Genomic DNA, 15,792 nt, shown 5'->3' on the forward strand with positions numbered 1-15,792 from the left:
CTTCGCCCTCAGGCGTCCCGCGACGCCCCCGGGAGCCCGTCGATCATCAGGCGGAGGGTGAAGTCGAAGCGGTCGTCCACCGTTCCGGCGGTGAGTTCGGCGGCGTAGCGCTTGGTGTGCGGGAAGGTGTCGTCGGGCAGGGCGGCGAACCGGCGCAGCAGTTCGTCGCGGCTCACGACCCAGTCGCCCTCCCCGCGGCCGAGCCAGCTGTTCACCAGGGCGACCTCGAGGCTGTAGGCGTTGACGTACAGCGACAGCGAGTCGAGGGCCCAGGCGGCGATCTGCGGTTCGACACCCCCCGCGAGCAGGAGGGCGAGCATGCCCTCGCCGACCCGCAGCGTCTCCAGGTTCGAGGGGGCGGCGGCGATGGCCGCGCGGGAGATCCCCGGATAGCGCAGGTACTGGTCGCGCAGCCGGGTGCAGACGCCGATGAGCTGCTGCCGCCAGCGCGCGGGGTCCGGCTCCGGCAGCTCGATCTCGGCGCACAGCCGGCCGATGAGCAGCTCGTCCAGGTCCTCCTTGTTGACCACGTGGGCGTAGAGCGACGAGGGCCCCGTCTCCAGCGCGGTGGCCACCCGCCGCATGGTGAGGGCGTCGTACCCCTCCGCCTCGACGATGCCGAACGCGGTGCCGATGATGGCCTCGACCGTGATCGGCTTCTTGCGCCCGCCGGACGGTCCACGCCGGGCCGCGGGCGCGCCCGTGCCGGTGCCGAGCTGGTGCCGGGCCGCGCGGCGTTGCTCAGGAGTCGGTGACATGGGGGCAGTCTAACCAATCGACGAACGGTGTTCCGCATTACCAAGAACACTGTTCGCCTTGCTAGGAACGACGTTCTTCTGTAGAACAGTGTTCGTGTCCATAGACCAGCGCTCGCCCGCAGCGCCCCCCACGCCTCCCTCGCCTCCCGCCGGCAACCCGCCGTCACGCACCGCATGGCTCGTCCTGACCGTCGTGGTCATGGCCGACGTCATGGACCTCATCGACTCCAGCATCGCGAGCCTCGCGGGACCGTCCATCCACGCCGATCTCGGCGGCGGACAGGTCACCGTCCAGTGGGTGCTCAGCGCCTACACCGCCGCCTTCGCGCTCGGTCTCGTCACCTCGGGCCGGCTCGGGGACGTCCTCGGACGCCGCCGCCTCTTCCTGCTCGGCATGACCGGCTTCACCCTGACCTCACTGGCCTGCGGCCTCGCGCCCGACCCGCTCTTCCTGATCGTCGCCCGCACCCTTCAGGGCCTGTGCGGATCGGTGATGATCCCGCAGGGCCTGGCCCTCGTGAAGGTCGTGTTCCCGCCGCAGCACCTGCGCAAGGCACTGACCCCCGTCGGCCCGCTGATGGGCATGACCATGGTCGGCGGGCCCATCCTGGCCGGCTGGCTGCTCCACCTGGACCTGTTCGGCAGCCAGTGGCGGTCCATCTTCCTCATCAACGTGCCGCTCGGCGTCCTGGCCGGCGCCCTCGCGTGGCGGGTGCTGCCCCGCCGGGGCGGCGAGGACCCGACCGCCCGCCTCGACCTCACCGGCGTCGGCCTGCTCACCGCGGCCTCGGCCCTGCTGATCGTCCCGCTCATCCAGGGGCGTGAACTCGGCTGGCCCGCCTGGACCTACGCCATGATGGCCGCCTCGGTCGTCCTGCTCGCCGCGTTCGTCGCCTCCCAGCGGCGCAGCCGCCACCCCGTCATCACACCGTCGCTGTTCCGCAAGCGCAGCTTCGTCGTCGGCCTGCTGATCGTCGCCGGGTTCTACGCCTCGCTCAGCGCGTTCGTCCTCGTCATCAACCTGCTGCTGCAGCAGGGCCTGCACTGGTCCCCGCTGCACACCGGCCTCACCCTGATCCCCTGGGCCCTCGGCACGGCCGTCGCCGTCCTCCTCGCGGGCGCCGTGCTCGCCGAGAGACTGGGACGCGCGACCCTGCACCTCGGGCTGGCCGTCGCCGTCGTCGGCCTGCTGTCCCTGTGGTGGTCCGTCGCCCACTTCGCCGCCGGCATCACCGTCTGGAACCTGGCCCCCGCGCTCGTGCTCACCGGCTTCGGCTCGGGCCTGGTCTTCGTGCCGCTGGTCGACTTCATCATCGGCGACGCCACCGCCGAGGAGGTCGGCACGGGCGCGGGCCTGCTCAACGCGGTCCAGCAGTTCGCGGGCGCTATCGGCGTCGCCGCCCTCGGCACGCTCTTCTTCACCAGGGTGGGCCACCCGTCCCTGAACTCCTACCTCTCCGCGGCGGAACTCGTCTTCGCCACAGCGGCAGCCCTGAACTTCCTCACCCTGCTCCTGGTAGGCCTGCTCCCCCGCCACGCCCAACAGGCCCACGGCTGACCCCACCCCACCAGTGCCTGCAACAGGGCATGAAAAAACCCCAGGTCACGGCGAGTGAGTCCTGGGGTAATTCCGAGCCGCCTTCGGGATTCGAACCCGAGACCTACGCATTACGAGTGCGTTGCTCTGGCCATCTGAGCTAAGGCGGCGCGTTGCCCACACCTATGGTGCGATCAGCAACGCGGTAAGTCTACACAGTTTCGAGGGGTGCTCCGCACACCCGTCGGGGGCACCGGGGAGTGCGGGTGCAACAGGGCTATGAGCAGCGCTTTCCCTTCTCCGGAGGGGTGCCCTGGAGGAGGTAGCGGTCGATCGCGGAGTCGATGCAGGCGCTGCCGCGGCCGTACGCCGTGTGCCCGTCGCCGACGTAGGTGAGGAGCGTCGCGGAGGAGAGCTGGGAGGCGAGGGACTGGGCCCACGGGTACGGGGTCGCCGGGTCCCGGGTGGTGCCGACGACGAGGATCGGGGCCGCGCCCTTCGCCTCGATGCGGTGCGGTTCCCCGGTGTTCTTCACCGGCCAGTAGGCGCAGTTCAGGGAGGCCCAGGCCAGCCCCTCGCCGAAGACGGGGGACGCCTTCTCGAACGAGGGCAGCGCCTCGTCCACCTGGTCCGGCGTGGAGAAGGCGGACGGCAGGTCGAGACAGTTCACGGCGGCGTTGGCGAACATCAGGTTCGCGTACTTCCCGTCGGCGTCCCGCTCGTAGTAGCTGTCGGACAGCGCGAGCAGGCCCGCGCCGTCCTTGCCCTTCATCGCCGAGGTCAGCGCCTCGCGCAGCTGCGGCCACGCCGACTCGTCGTACATCGCCGCGATCACCCCGGTCGTCGCGAGCGCCTCACCGACCTTGCGGCCGTCCGCGTCACCCGCCGGGATCGGCGTCTTGTCGAGCTGCTGGAAGAACGCCTTCAGGTTCCGGCCCACCTCGTCCGGGCCCGTACCCGCATCGCCCAACGGGCAGTCGCTGTGCCGGACACAGTCCTTCGCGAAGGACTGGAACGCCGTCTCGAACCCCGCCGTCTGCTCCTCGTTGAGCTTGCGCGCGGTCAGGGACGGGTCCAGCGCGCCGTCCAGCACCAGCCGGCCCACCCGCTCCGGGTAGAGCCCCGCGTACGTGGCTCCCAGGAACGTCCCGTACGACGCCCCCACGTAGTTCAGCTTCCGATCGCCGAGGACGGCCCGCAGGATGTCCATGTCCCGGGCCGCCTCGACGGTGGAGACGTGCCGCAGCAGTTCGGGCGACCGTTCACCGCAGCCCTCCGCGAACTTCTTGTACGCGGCGACCAGTTGGTCCCTCTCCCGGCCGTCGTCCGGCGTGCTGTCCGTTTGGGTGTACGTGTCCATCTCGGGGCCGGTGAGGCACTCGACCGGCTCGCTGCGGGCCACACCGCGCGGGTCGACCGCGACCATGTCGTAGCGGGCGCGGACGTCCGCCGGATACCCGATGCCGGCGTACGACTGGAGGTAGCCGATCGCCGAGCCGCCGGGGCCGCCCGGGTTGACCAGGAGCGAACCGATGCGTTGGCCCGGCCCCGTGGCCTTCTTGCGGGAGACCGCCAGCCGCACGTCACCGCCGTCCGGCTTGGCGTAGTCGAGCGGCGCCTTCATCGTGGCGCACTCGAAGCCGGGCACACCGCAGCTGCGCCAGTCCAGCTTCTGCGCGTAGTACGGCGACAGGGCCGCCGGGGTGGCACGCGGCAGCGCGGTCAGCACCGCGTCCGTCTTCGCGGCCGTCGCCGTGGAACTCCCCGAGGAGCAGGCGGAGATGAGCAGCGCCGCGGCGGCCAGCAGCAGGCCGCTCGCACGGAGGGGTCGGGTCGGCCGGGAGGTGCGCCTCAGGTACATCCCGCGAGCGTAACCGTGCGCGATCAATTGATCACCTTCAGTCGCTTGTGCGGCTCGTACGAGTGACTCGGTCAACATGTCACCGGATGCGGCACCCGCCAACGCCGGGCGGAGCGGACGGGGGACGCCCCCACAGGGCCGGTCCGTGCCACCCGGACGGCTCGCCCGGTGCCGGGGACCCTGCCCGCACGACGGGCACGAGAGGGAACCCGGCCCGCTCGCGGAACCGGCTCAGCCCGCCCGCAGTGCCATCGTCATCGCCTCCACCGCGAGCAGCGGGGCGACGTTGCGGTCGAGTGCCTCGCGGCACGCGGCGATCGCGTCGATACGGCGCAGGGTCGACTCCGGTGAACTGCCGCGCGCCAGCCGCTCCAGCGTGTCCCCCGCCTCCGCGTTGGCGATGGCCAGGCGGGAGCCGAGCTGAAGGGCGAGCACGTCGCGGTAGAACATGGTGAGGTCGATCAGCGCCAGGTCGAGGCTGTCGCGCTGCGTACGCGTTCTTCGACGCTTCTGCCGGTCCTCCAGCTCCTTCATGACGCCCGCCGTGCCCCGAGGCATCCGGCCGCCCTGCGCCGCGCCGAGCGCCGTCTTCAGGTCCTCGGTCTCCTTGACGTCGACCTCCTCGGCGAGCTGCTTGGCGTCTTCCGCAGCAGTGTCGATCAGCTCCTGGGCCGCCTTGAGGCAACTGCCGACGTCGTCGGTCCGCATCGGGAGCTTGAGGACCGCGGCCCGGCGCTGGCGGGCACTCGGGTCGGTGGCGAGGCGACGGGCCCGCCCGATGTGCCCCTGCGTTGCCCGCGCGGCGACGGCCGCCACGTCGGGCTCGACGCCGTCACGCCGTACGAGAATGTCGGCGACCGCCTCGACCGGCGGAGTGCGCAGCGTGAGCAGCCGGCAGCGGGAGCGGATGGTGGGCAGCACGTCCTCGATGGACGGCGCGCACAGGAGCCAGACCGTACGGGGTGCGGGCTCCTCGACGGCCTTCAGCAGGACGTTGCCCGCGCCCTCCGTGAGGCGGTCCGCGTCCTCGACCACGATGACCTGCCAGCGCCCGACGGCCGGGGACAACTGCGCGCGGCGGACCAGCTCGCGGGTCTCCTTGACGCCGATGGACAGCAGGTCGGTGCGGACGATCTGCACGTCGGCGTGGGTGCCGATCAGGCTCGTGTGACAGCCGTCGCAGAACCCGCAACCGGGGATTCCGCCGAGTGCGCGGTCGGGGCTGACGCACTGCAACGCGGCCGCGAAGGCGCGCGCCGCGGTGGAACGGCCCGAACCGGGCGGGCCCGTGAACAGCCAGGCGTGCGTCATCTTGGACGCCTCGGGGACCGGCGTGCTCGCGGCGACGGCCGTGACGAGGGCGTCGGCGTCCCGGGCAGCGGCGGCGAGCTGCTCGCTCACCTTCTCCTGGCCCACCAGGTCGTCCCACACAGGCATGGGGCCCGCCCTTCCGTCGCGTTTTGTCGTGCGTCGTCCATTGTGCGGGTCCCCACCGACAATCGGCCCCGGCGGTCCCTTCTCGGCACCGAGAACGTGCGGTTCTCCGGCACCGAGAACGTGGGGCTCTCCGGCACCGAGAAGACGCGGAGCGCGGCCGGCCGCGCTCCGGACGTCCGTTCACTGCCGGCGCCGGTTCAGAGGGCCTCGGTGCCGGCCCGCCCACCGGGCGCCGGGCGGAGGGCACGGGCAGGCGCGGCGCACGAAGGTGCGGCGCGCCTGAACCCGTGCGGAACGGATCTCCTTGGAACCCGCGGACTCCGAGGAGTCCACGGACTCCAAGGACTCCAAGGACCGGCCGAGGCCGGTCGGCAGCCCGCCTGCGCGGTCCTACCGGCGGCGCCTGCCGCGTCCCTCGTCCCGGTCGTCGTCGTCGCGCGGGCCGAGCAGCTCGTCCGCCAGGGTCGGAAGGTCGTCGAGCGGGGTCTCCTCGGCCCAGTCGGAACGGGGCCGGCGCCGCGGGGCGCCGCTCTCGTCCACCTGGGGCAGTTCACGCGTGCGGTCGACGGAGTTCTCGGGCTCCCGCTCCGGCGTCGACGCCGGCCGCTCGTCGCGGAAGAAGCCTCGGGGCATCCGGTCGGCCGGAGCACCGGACGGCGCGTCGGCCGAAGCCTCCGCACCCCGGTCCCGTACCGGAGGAAGCACGGCCGTCTCGTCCGCCGCACCCGGGGTGACGGGCGGGAGCACCGCGGTCTCGTCCGCCGCGCGGTCAGGCGTCGGCGGCTTCGGCAGCGTGGCCGTCTCCTCGACGTCGCGCCGCGGCTCCCTGCGGGAAGCCGAGCGCGCCCCGGAGTCGCCGTGGTCGGTGCCACCCGCGTCGGGTCGCACCGCGGGCAGCACGGCCGTCTCGTCCGCGGGCCGCGCGGCCGAGGGGTCGGGCACGACGGGCGTGGGCACCGTCGTCTCGTTGTCCGGCACGGGGGCCGGCGCGGTCCGTGAGGACGCGCGCGCGGTGGACCCGACCCCGGACGCCGAGGCGTTCGTGGCGTCGCCGGTCCGTCCCGCACCGGAACCGGAACCGGCCCCAGTCATTCCACCGGCCGGCGCGGAGGTCCCGAAGCCCGCTCCGGTCTTCGACGCCGCGGAACCGGCCGAAGCCGCCGCGGCTGCCGAAGCGGCCGCCGCGTCCGCGGCGAGCTGCCGGGCCTGCTCGGCCCGCAGCAACGCCTCTTCGGCCTTGCGCTGCTTCTCCAGGCGACGCTCCTCGGCCTCGGCCCGCAGACGCGCCTCCTCCTCGGACTGCCGGCGCAGACGCTCCTGCTCGGCGGCGCGGACCTGCTCCTCGGCGAGCTTGCGGACGCGCTCCTCCTCGGCACGACGACGGGATTCCTCGGCACGCTGCCGGGCCTCCTCCGCCTGCCGCTCGGCCTCGCGCCGCTGTGCTTCCTCCAGCTCGCGCCGCTTGCGCTCCTCTTCCTCGGCGCGCAGCTTCGCGAGCTGTTCCTGCCGCTCGCGCTCTTGGCGCTCCTCCTCGGCCTTGCGGGCGGCCTCGGCCTCGGCCTTGCGCCGGGCCTCCTCCTCCGCGGCCTTGCGCGCCTCCTCCTGAGCCTTCACCTCGGCCTCGGACAGGGGCAGCATCGTGTCGAGCCGGTGCCGGACGACCGTGGTGACGGCCTCGGGCTCCTGGGCCGCGTCGACCACCAGGTAGCGGCCCGGGTCGGAGGCGGCAAGCGTGAGGAAACCGGACCGCACGCGCGTGTGGAACTCCAGCGGCTCCGACTCCAGTCGGTCGGGCGCCTCGGTGAACCGCTCGCGGGCGGCTTCCGGCGACACGTCGAGCAGCACCGTCAGGTGCGGGACGAGACCGTTGGTCGCCCACCGGTTGATCCGGGCGATCTCCGTCGGGGACAGGTCGCGGCCCGCACCCTGGTAGGCCACGGAGGAGTCGATGTAGCGGTCGGAGATGACGACGGCGCCGCGCTCCAGCGCGGGCCGCACCACCGTGTCGACGTGCTCCGCGCGGTCGGCCGCGTAGAGCAGCGCCTCGGCGCGGTGCGAGAGCCCGGCGGACGACACGTCGAGGAGGATCGAGCGCAGCCGCTTGCCGACGGGCGTGGCGCCGGGCTCACGGGTGACCACGACCTCGTGGCCCTTGCCGCGGATCCAGTCCGCGAGGGCCTGCGCCTGCGTCGACTTGCCCGCTCCGTCGCCGCCCTCCAGGGCGATGAAGAAGCCGTTCGTGGTCGGCACCTGGTCCGGATCGTCGCCGCCGCGCAGCGCGTCCAGCAGGTCCTTGCGCAGCGGCACCCCGGAACGGTCGTCGACCTTCGCGAGCACCACGGCGGCGACGGGCAGCAGCAGCGCGCCGACCAGCATCAGGGTGAAGGCGGCGCCGCCGTGCGCGAAGACGAACTTGCCGTTCTCCAGGCGGTGCGGGCCGATGGCGGCGGCCACCAGGGGCGCCACGATCGCGCCGGCTCCCACGGCGAGCCGTACGACGGCGTGCAGGTGCTCCGTGGTCCGGGCGCGCCGGTACTCCTCGGTCTCCTGGTCGAGCAGGGCGTGCCCGGTGTTGGCGGCGACGCCCGCGCCGACGCCCGCGAGGGCGACGATCAGCAGCACGGTGGTGACGTCCGGGACGAGTCCGGCGGCCAGCAGCGCGACGCCGGTGAAGGCGATCGCGATGGCGAGCAGCCGGCGCCGCGACAGCGACGGCAGCAGCGAGGGGGCCGTCCGGATGCCGGCGACGACACCGCCGGTCAGGGCGAGCACCAGCAGTCCGTAGGTGACCGGTCCGCCGCCGAGGTCCTTGGCCTCCAGGACGGCGACGGCGACGGCGGCCGAGATGGCTCCGGCGACCGCCGCGCAGGCCGGCACCAGGAGCGGGATCGCGCCGGTGCGGCCCTTGTCGACGCCGGTGCCGGTCTTCGGGCGCCGCAGTCCTTCGAGCGGCGAGCGCGCGCGGGGGGTGCGGGCGTCGGGCAGTTCGAGGAAGGTGACGACGGACAGGCAGGCCGCGAAGAGTCCGGCCGCGACGTACGAGGCGAGGGCGGCCTGGTGCTGGTCGAACCAGTCGATCCCGGCACCCAGCAGGTTGCTGACGAGGGAGACGACGACCAGGGTGGCGGCCGCGACCGGCACGGAGACGAACGCCGTACGCAGCGACAGCCGCCGCAGCGCGTCCATGTGGTCCGGCAGCGGGCGCACCGTGGCACCCTCCAGCGGCGGCGCGGGCAGCAGCGCCGGGGCCGCACCCTCCCGGCACACCGACCAGAACCGTTCGGCGACTCCGGCCACGAAGGCGATGACGAGGAGGACGGCGAGGGCGTTGTCCGGGGTCCAGTCGATCCACATCGGCGCGACGATGAGGAGCCCGGCCCGCAGACCGTCCGCTCCGAGCATGGTCCAGCGCCGGTCGAGGAGACCGTCGGGTGAGGTCAGGGTGGTCAGGGGTCCCAGGAGTACGGCTCCGAAGAGCAGCGTCGCGAGGACGCGTGCTCCGAAGACGGCCGCCACGGCGAGGGCCGCTCCGCGGTAGCCACCGCCGAAGGATCCCTCGGAGATCGCCGCCTGGAGGGCGAGGACGACCAGGACGAGCAGGGCGAGCGCGTCCGCGACACCTCCCACAAGGTGTGCGCTCCACAACCGCTTCAACTGCGGTTGGCGCAACAGCGCGCGGACGGCGCGCTCGCGTGAATCCGCGACCAGGGAGTCGTCGGGGGCCGGATTGTGGGCCGTTGGCTGCTCGGCTCGCGTCATCCTGCCAGCCTATCCGGACCCACTGACTCCCCGAAGGGGTGCCCGAACATACGGACGCCCCCGCACCTTTCGGTACGGGGGCGCACATGCTCTGACGTGGGCGGGAAGCCTGTGAACACCGCTGGATCGCGGAAAGTTCACGGGCTCTGGAGCCCGGCTTCGCCGCTCCGGTGGCGGGACCCGCCCGGGCGGCCGACCGAACCGGCCGCACGCTCGGGAAGCCCCCGGATTCGGCTGGTTTCCACCGGTCTCGGGCGAGTTCGGCCGAGTCGGCCGGCCTCGGGCCGAGGCCGGCTCAGCCTTCGGAGGCCGCCGTCTTCTTCGCGGCGGTCTTCTTGGCGGGCGCCTTGGTGGCGGCCGCCTTCGCCGTCGTCGTCTTCTTGGCGGCCGTCTTCTTCGCCGGTGCCTTCTTCGCGGTCGCCTTCTTGGCCGGCGCCTTCTTCGCGGTCTTCTTCGCCGGGCCCTTGGCGCGCTTCTCGGCGAGCAGCTCGTAGCCGCGCTCCGGGGTGATGTCCTCGACGCTGTCGTCGGACCGCAGGGTCGCGTTGGTCTCGCCGTCGGTCACGTACGGACCGAAACGGCCGTCCTTGACCACGACGGGCTTCTGGCTGACCGGGTCCTCGCCCAGCTCCTTGAGCGGCGGCTTGGCGGCCGCGCGGCCCCGCTGCTTGGGCTGGGAGTAGATCTCCAGCGCCTCTTCCAGCGTGATGGTGAAGAGCTGGTCCTCGGCCGTGAGCGACCGCGAGTCCGTGCCCTTCTTCAGGTACGGCCCGTACCGGCCGTTCTGCGCGGTGATCTCGACACCCTCGGCGTCCTTGCCGACGACGCGCGGCAGGGACATCAGTTTGAGGGCGTCCTCGAGAGTCACCGTGTCGAGGGCCATCGACTTGAACAGCGACGCCGTCCGCGGCTTCACGGCGTTCTTGCCCGTCTTCGGGGTGCCCTCGGGGAGCACCTCGGTGACGTACGGGCCGTAACGGCCGTCCCTGGCGATGATCTGGTGACCCGACTGCGGGTCGGCGCCCAGCTCGAAGTCGCCGCTCGGCTTGGCGAGCAGTTCCTCGGCGAGTTCCACGGTCAGCTCGTCCGGCGCCAGGTCCTCCGGCACGTCGGCGCGCTGGTGGTTCTCGGAGTCCTTCTCGCCGCGCTCCACGTACGGGCCGTAGCGGCCGACGCGCAGCACGATGCCGTCGGCGACCGGGAAGGAGGACACCTCACGGGCGTCGATGGCGCCCAGGTCGGTGACGAGTTCCTTGAGGCCGCCCAGGTGGTCGCCGTCGCCGTTGCCGGCCTCGGCGGCACCGGCCGCGTCGCCCTCGCCGAAGTAGAACCGCCTCAGCCACGGCACGGCCTGCGCCTCGCCCCGCGCGATGCGGTCGAGGTCGTCCTCCATCTTGGCGGTGAAGTCGTAGTCGACGAGCCGGCCGAAGTGCTTCTCCAGGAGGTTGACCACGGCGAACGACAGGAAGGACGGCACGAGGGCCGTGCCCTTCTTGAAGACGTAACCGCGGTCGAGGATCGTGCCGATGATCGACGCGTACGTCGACGGGCGGCCGATCTCGCGCTCTTCGAGTTCCTTGACCAGCGAGGCCTCGGTGTAGCGGGCCGGCGGCTTGGTGGCGTGGCCGTCGACCGTGATCTCCTCGGCGGACAGCGGGTCGCCCTCGCTGACCTGCGGGAGACGGCGCTCACGGTCGTCGAGCTCGGCGTTCGGGTCGTCCGCGCCCTCGACGTACGCCTTCAGGAAGCCGTGGAACGTGATCGTCTTGCCGGACGCGCTGAACTCGGCGTCCCGGCCGTCGGAGGACGCGCCCGCGATCTTCACGGTGACGGAGTTGCCGACCGCGTCCTTCATCTGCGAGGCGACGGTCCGCTTCCAGATCAGCTCGTACAGCCTGAACTGGTCGCCGGTCAGACTCGTCTCGGCCGGGGTGCGGAAACGATCACCCGAGGGGCGGATCGCCTCGTGCGCCTCCTGGGCGTTCTTGACCTTCCCGGCGTACGTGCGCGGCTGGGCCGGCAGGTAGTCGGCGCCGTACAGCTGCGTGACCTGGGCGCGGGCCGCGCCGATCGCCGTCTCCGACAGGGTCGTGGAGTCCGTACGCATATAGGTGATGAAGCCGTTCTCGTACAGCTTCTGGGCCACCTGCATGGTCGCCTTCGCACCGAAGCCCAGCTTGCGCGAGGCCTCCTGCTGGAGCGTCGTCGTACGGAACGGTGCGTAGGGCGAACGGCGGTACGGCTTCGACTCGACCGAGCGCACCGCGAAGTTCGTGTCCTGGAGGGCGGCGGCGAGCGCGCGGGCGTTCGTCTCGTCCAGGTGGAGCGTGTTCGCGCCCTTGATCTGGCCGAGCGAGTCGAAGTCGCGGCCCTGGGCGACGCGCTTGCCGTCGACCGAGGTCAGACGGGCGACCAGGTTGGACGGGTCGCTCGCGTCCCCGGCGCGGCCGGTGCCGAAGGTGCCGGTCAGGTCCCAGTACTCGGCGGAACGGAAGGCGATGCGCTCGCGCTCCCGCTCGACGACGAGCCGGGTCGCGACCGACTGCACACGGCCGGCCGACAGGCGCGGCATGACCTTCTTCCACAGGACCGGCGAGACCTCGTAGCCGTAGAGGCGGTCGAGGATACGGCGGGTCTCCTGGGCGTCGACCATGCGCTTGTTGAGCTCGCGCGGGTTGGCGACGGCGCTGCGGATCGCGTCCTTGGTGATCTCGTGGAAGACCATCCGGTGGACGGGAACCTTGGGCTTCAGGACCTCCAAGAGGTGCCACGCGATGGCTTCGCCCTCGCGGTCCTCATCGGTGGCGAGGAAGAGTTCGTCGGAGTCCTTCAGCAGGTCCTTGAGCTTCTTGACCTGGGCCTTCTTGTCGGCGTTGACGACATAGATCGGCTGGAAGTCGTTCTCGACGTCGACGCCGAGGCGGCGGACCTCACCGGTGTACTTCTCGGGCACCTCCGCGGCGCCGTTGGGGAGGTCACGGATGTGCCCGACGCTCGCTTCGACGACATAGCCGGGGCCGAGATAGCCCTTGATCGTCTTCGCCTTGGCAGGCGACTCGACGATGACGAGTCGGCGGCCGCCGTGTGCGGTGTCGCTGGTCGGGGACAACTTCGCTCTTCTTTCCGGTCGACGCGGTGCTCCCCGGGGGCTCGGCTCCCGGGGGTTCGGGTCATGCTGACGCTGCGGAGTGTGACGGTACATCCCGCCCCCGTGTCAAACGGGAAAAGCCCGCAACGGCCACTCGAACGGTAACCCGACTACCGCCATTCCTGCCGCCCGGAGTGCCGACCAGCTCTTTCGGGCCCATCCGGAGCGTAACTTCCCAGTTACCGGAGTCGCGATCCTCACGCGCGTTGTCCCTCGCGCGTGAGGGGCTCCCTCAGAGTCGGGTGAAGCACCACATTCCGACCGTGAGCGCCACCGCTCCGGCGAGAGTCGCGAGGGTCGCCGATGCGACGCGGTTCACACCGTGGGCCACCGGCTCGCCCTGCCGCAGCCTGATCCCGGTCCAGGCGAGCAGCCCGCCCCCGAACAGGGCGAACACCACCCCTGTGAAGATCGTCGGTCCGCTTTCCATGGATCTGCCCTTCCGCCCCGAGTACCGGACTCGGGAGGCTGACACGCCCCGGCGACGCCGGCGCGAACCCACGGTGAACGCACGGCGACCGCCGACCCGTGCCGGGCCTCGACCCCGCCCGTACCGAGCCTCGCCTCGGCCCCGTCCGAGCCTCGACCGGGCCTCGGCCCGCCCAGCTCGGGCCCCCGCCGCCGGGCCGCACTTCGTCGTCCGTGTCCGGCGTGGCGGCCGGAGGACTGCCGCCGATCGACACCCGCGGGCTCGTCCCACGCGCACCACCCGGCCCGGAACGGGTTGGCCGGTTCCGCGTCCCGGGGCGCGGCGCCGCTCGGGACGGGTGACGCGCCGCTCGGCCGCACCTCCCGATCCGGGATGCCCGCCCGTACCGCCCGCTCGCTACTCGACCGGCTCCAGGAACCCCTGCTCCACCAGCAGGCGGATCTGCGCGGGCGTCCGGTCGCGCAGCAACACCGGATCCTCGCCGACCAGTTGGGCGATGGCATCGAGGATCCGACCGGCGCTCAGCGTGCCGTCGCACACACCGGCGAAGCCCGCGCCGACCGTGTCCACCTTGGTGGCTCTGCGCATCCCGCGGTGCTGACGCAGCACCACATGCTCCGGATCCTCCGCACCGGGGAGCCCGACCTGCTCCTGCACGATCTCCGTCACGAGCCTGAAGTGCCCGGCGAGCAGGCCCGCGTCGTCGTGCGCCCGCAGATAGTCGACCCGGTCGAAATGGGCGCGCACGGTCTCACCGAGGGGCTGTTCCACCGAGTGCGGCCACTCCTCGACGGTGATCGACGGCTCGGCGGCGGACGTCCTGCGCAGGGTGATCCAGCCGAAGCCGACGGCCTTCACCTTGCGTGCCTCGAACTCGTCGAGCCACGCGTCGTAGAGCGCCTGGTACTCCGCCGGGTCGGAGCGGTGGTCTCCGGCGTCGCGAAGCCACAACTCCGCGTACTGCGTGACGTCCTGTACCTCCCGCTGAACGATCCACGCGTCACAGCCGCGCGGCACCCAGGAGCGGAGCCGGTCCTGCCAGTCCTCGCCCTCCACGTGCTGCCAGTTGGCCAGGAACTGGGCGTACCCCCCTTCGTTCAGCCGGTCCCCCGCCTCCTGAACGAGCGTGCGGCACAGATCGTCCCCGGCCATGCCTCCGTCGCGGTACGTGAGGCGGGCGCCGGGCGAGATGACGAAGGGCGGGTTCGACACGATCAGGTCGTACGTCTCGTCGGCGTGGACCGGCTCGAAGAGGGAGCCCTCACGGAGGTCGGCGGCGGGAGCGCCGGAGAGGGCGAGGGTCAGCGCGGTGATGTGCAGGGCACGGGGGTTCAGGTCGGTCGCCGTCACGCGCGTGGCGTGCTGCGCGACGTGCAGGGCCTGGATACCGGAGCCGGTGCCGAGGTCGAGCGCGGAGTCGACGGGCGTGCGGACGGTGATGCCGGCCAGCGTCGTGGACGCGCCGCCCACGCCGAGGACGACACCTTCCTCCCGGCTGCCGATGCCACCGGCGCCGCCGACGGCGCACCCGAGGTCGGACACGATGAACCAGTCCTCGCCGTCGAGCCCGCCGTACGGGCGGATGTCGACGGTCGCGGCCACCTCGTCCTCGCCGGCCGGGGTCAGCCAGCCGCTCTCCAGGGCGTCCTCGACGGGCAGCACGCCGGCCACGCGCGCGTGGGCCACAGGCTGCTGGAGCAGGAACAGCCGGACGAGCGTCTCCAGCGGTGTGTCGCCCCGGGTCGCCCGGAGGGCGGGCACGGTCTCGCTGCGCGCCAGCGCCGCGTAGGCGGGGGCGCCGAGCAGGTCGAGGAGTCCGTCGGCGGTGAAGGAGGCGCCGAGCAGGGCGCTCCGGAGCCGGACGGCGACGTCGGCGCGGTCGGACGAGGGCAACGGTGACAGGCTGCTGTGGCTCACGCCTCCCATTGTGTCCGCTGTCGTCCGCGGGCACCCACACCTGTGGACAGAGCCCTGTCTGCGCCTGTGGACAACCCTGCCGTGCGCTCCGGCCGAAGGGGCCGCCGAACGCGGCACGTCGAGAGCGTCAGGCTCTCGGCGTGCCGGCGCACGGAAGGCTTCCGCCTCGCGGGTCCGTCGGGGCGGCTCCTTGCGGCTTCCGGGCCCCGGATGCCGACCAGGCCGACCGCGAGCGGCTCTCAGCCCTGGGTGGCCGCCGGGCTCCCCGAGGCGGTCTTGCAGCTCTCCTGCTGCGACATCGCCTTGCCCACGTCACCCTCCTCAAGCTTCTTCAGCGCGTCGTTCCCGCTCTGGCTCAGCTTGTCGAGCTGGGTGGCGACGTCCTTGAGGCCGTCGGCGAACTTCGCCTGGTCCTTGGTGTTGAGCTTGTCGACCTGCTTCTTCAGGTCGGCGTACGACGCCGAGATGCCCTTGAGTTCCTTGACCGCGTTGGTCTGCTTCGTCTTGCCGTCCTCGACGTCCGGAGCTCCGGCGTTGTCGACGGCGGTGCCGATCGCCTGGTAGGCGTCGGACATGTCCTGGAAGGCCTTTGCGTCCGTCTTCTGGACGGCTTCCGGCGTGCTGTTGTCCGAGGTCTGCTTCTGGATCGCGGCGTTCGCGTCCTCGATCTTCTGTGCCTGCGGCTTCACCGCGTCACAGACCTGCTTGGCCCAGGAGTCCAGCTTGTCGTTGCCGTCGTCGCTGCTGCATCCGGACAGCGCGAGTACCAGTACCGCACCGCCGGACAGTGCGGCCGCGAGCTTCTTGTTCACCGGTTTGGTCCCTTCCATGGCTCTCGGCCCCGGAACATACACGCCAAGTGGGCTACACCAGTATGCCGAATGTCCGCTAAGACCCTTATTGAAGCCATTTGCACCAAGCGAGAGAAGGCTCACGGCCCCGAAG

General features: G+C 71.9%; 9 protein-coding genes and 1 tRNA gene. 1 reads left to right on the top strand and 9 read right to left on the bottom strand.

Going from position 1 to position 15,792, the window contains the following annotated elements; genetic code table 11:
• Nucleotides 1-8 precede the first annotated feature (8 nt).
• A complete protein-coding gene (locus ABZT74_RS00085; RefSeq protein ID WP_356432536.1) occupies nt 9-758 on the bottom strand; it encodes a TetR/AcrR family transcriptional regulator in 750 nt (249 codons plus the stop codon).
• Between the two features lie 94 nt (nt 759-852).
• Between ABZT74_RS00085 and ABZT74_RS00090 the strand changes: the two genes are divergently transcribed.
• Entirely contained in the window at nt 853-2,316 is a 1,464-nt protein-coding gene (locus ABZT74_RS00090) for a DHA2 family efflux MFS transporter permease subunit (protein ID WP_356170483.1), read from the top strand.
• Between the two features lie 75 nt (nt 2,317-2,391).
• Here the strand turns inward: ABZT74_RS00090 and ABZT74_RS00095 are convergent.
• From ABZT74_RS00095 to ABZT74_RS00130, 8 genes are all read right to left on the bottom strand, one after another.
• A tRNA-Thr gene (locus ABZT74_RS00095) sits at nt 2,392-2,465 on the bottom strand.
• Nucleotides 2,466-2,572: 107 nt separating this feature from the next.
• A complete protein-coding gene (locus tag ABZT74_RS00100; protein WP_356432540.1) occupies nt 2,573-4,156 on the bottom strand; it encodes an alpha/beta hydrolase in 1,584 nt (527 codons plus the stop codon).
• Between the two features lie 231 nt (nt 4,157-4,387).
• Entirely contained in the window at nt 4,388-5,593 is a 1,206-nt protein-coding gene (locus ABZT74_RS00105) for a DNA polymerase III subunit delta' (RefSeq protein ID WP_356170494.1), read from the bottom strand.
• A gap of 390 nt (nt 5,594-5,983) precedes the next feature.
• The gene (tmk, locus tag ABZT74_RS00110; protein ID WP_356432543.1) at nt 5,984-9,352 is read right to left on the bottom strand and encodes a dTMP kinase; all 3,369 of its coding nucleotides are present in this window, start codon (nt 9,350-9,352) and stop codon (nt 5,984-5,986) included.
• Nucleotides 9,353-9,647: 295 nt separating this feature from the next.
• Complete coding sequence (gene topA, locus ABZT74_RS00115) at nt 9,648-12,461, bottom strand: type I DNA topoisomerase (RefSeq protein ID WP_355882203.1); 2,814 nt, start codon at nt 12,459-12,461, stop codon at nt 9,648-9,650.
• A 271-nt stretch (nt 12,462-12,732) separates the two neighbouring features.
• The gene (locus ABZT74_RS00120; protein WP_356432546.1) at nt 12,733-12,930 is read right to left on the bottom strand and encodes a hypothetical protein; all 198 of its coding nucleotides are present in this window, start codon (nt 12,928-12,930) and stop codon (nt 12,733-12,735) included.
• A gap of 396 nt (nt 12,931-13,326) precedes the next feature.
• Nucleotides 13,327-14,847 carry a class I SAM-dependent methyltransferase gene (locus ABZT74_RS00125; RefSeq protein WP_356432549.1) on the bottom strand — a complete coding sequence of 507 codons (1,521 nt, stop codon included), beginning with the start codon at nt 14,845-14,847 and terminating at the stop codon, nt 13,327-13,329.
• Between the two features lie 239 nt (nt 14,848-15,086).
• Nucleotides 15,087-15,677, bottom strand: coding sequence for a small secreted protein (locus tag ABZT74_RS00130; protein WP_355882212.1), 591 nt, complete (start codon nt 15,675-15,677; stop codon nt 15,087-15,089).
• Nucleotides 15,678-15,792: the final 115 nt, after the last annotated feature.

Source organism: Streptomyces sp. NPDC005302 (genome assembly GCF_040607345.1).
GTDB lineage: Bacteria > Actinomycetota > Actinomycetes > Streptomycetales > Streptomycetaceae > Streptomyces.

Coding starts and splice junctions, on each gene's coding strand:
- ABZT74_RS00085 (WP_356432536.1), bottom strand. CDS start 758: ATGTCACCGACTCCTGAGCAACGCCGCGCGGCCCGGCACCAGCTCGGC.
- ABZT74_RS00100 (WP_356432540.1), bottom strand. CDS start 4,156: ATGTACCTGAGGCGCACCTCCCGGCCGACCCGACCCCTCCGTGCGAGC.
- ABZT74_RS00105 (WP_356170494.1), bottom strand. CDS start 5,593: ATGCCTGTGTGGGACGACCTGGTGGGCCAGGAGAAGGTGAGCGAGCAG.
- tmk (WP_356432543.1), bottom strand. CDS start 9,352: ATGACGCGAGCCGAGCAGCCAACGGCCCACAATCCGGCCCCCGACGAC.
- ABZT74_RS00120 (WP_356432546.1), bottom strand. CDS start 12,930: ATGGAAAGCGGACCGACGATCTTCACAGGGGTGGTGTTCGCCCTGTTC.
- ABZT74_RS00130 (WP_355882212.1), bottom strand. CDS start 15,677: ATGGAAGGGACCAAACCGGTGAACAAGAAGCTCGCGGCCGCACTGTCC.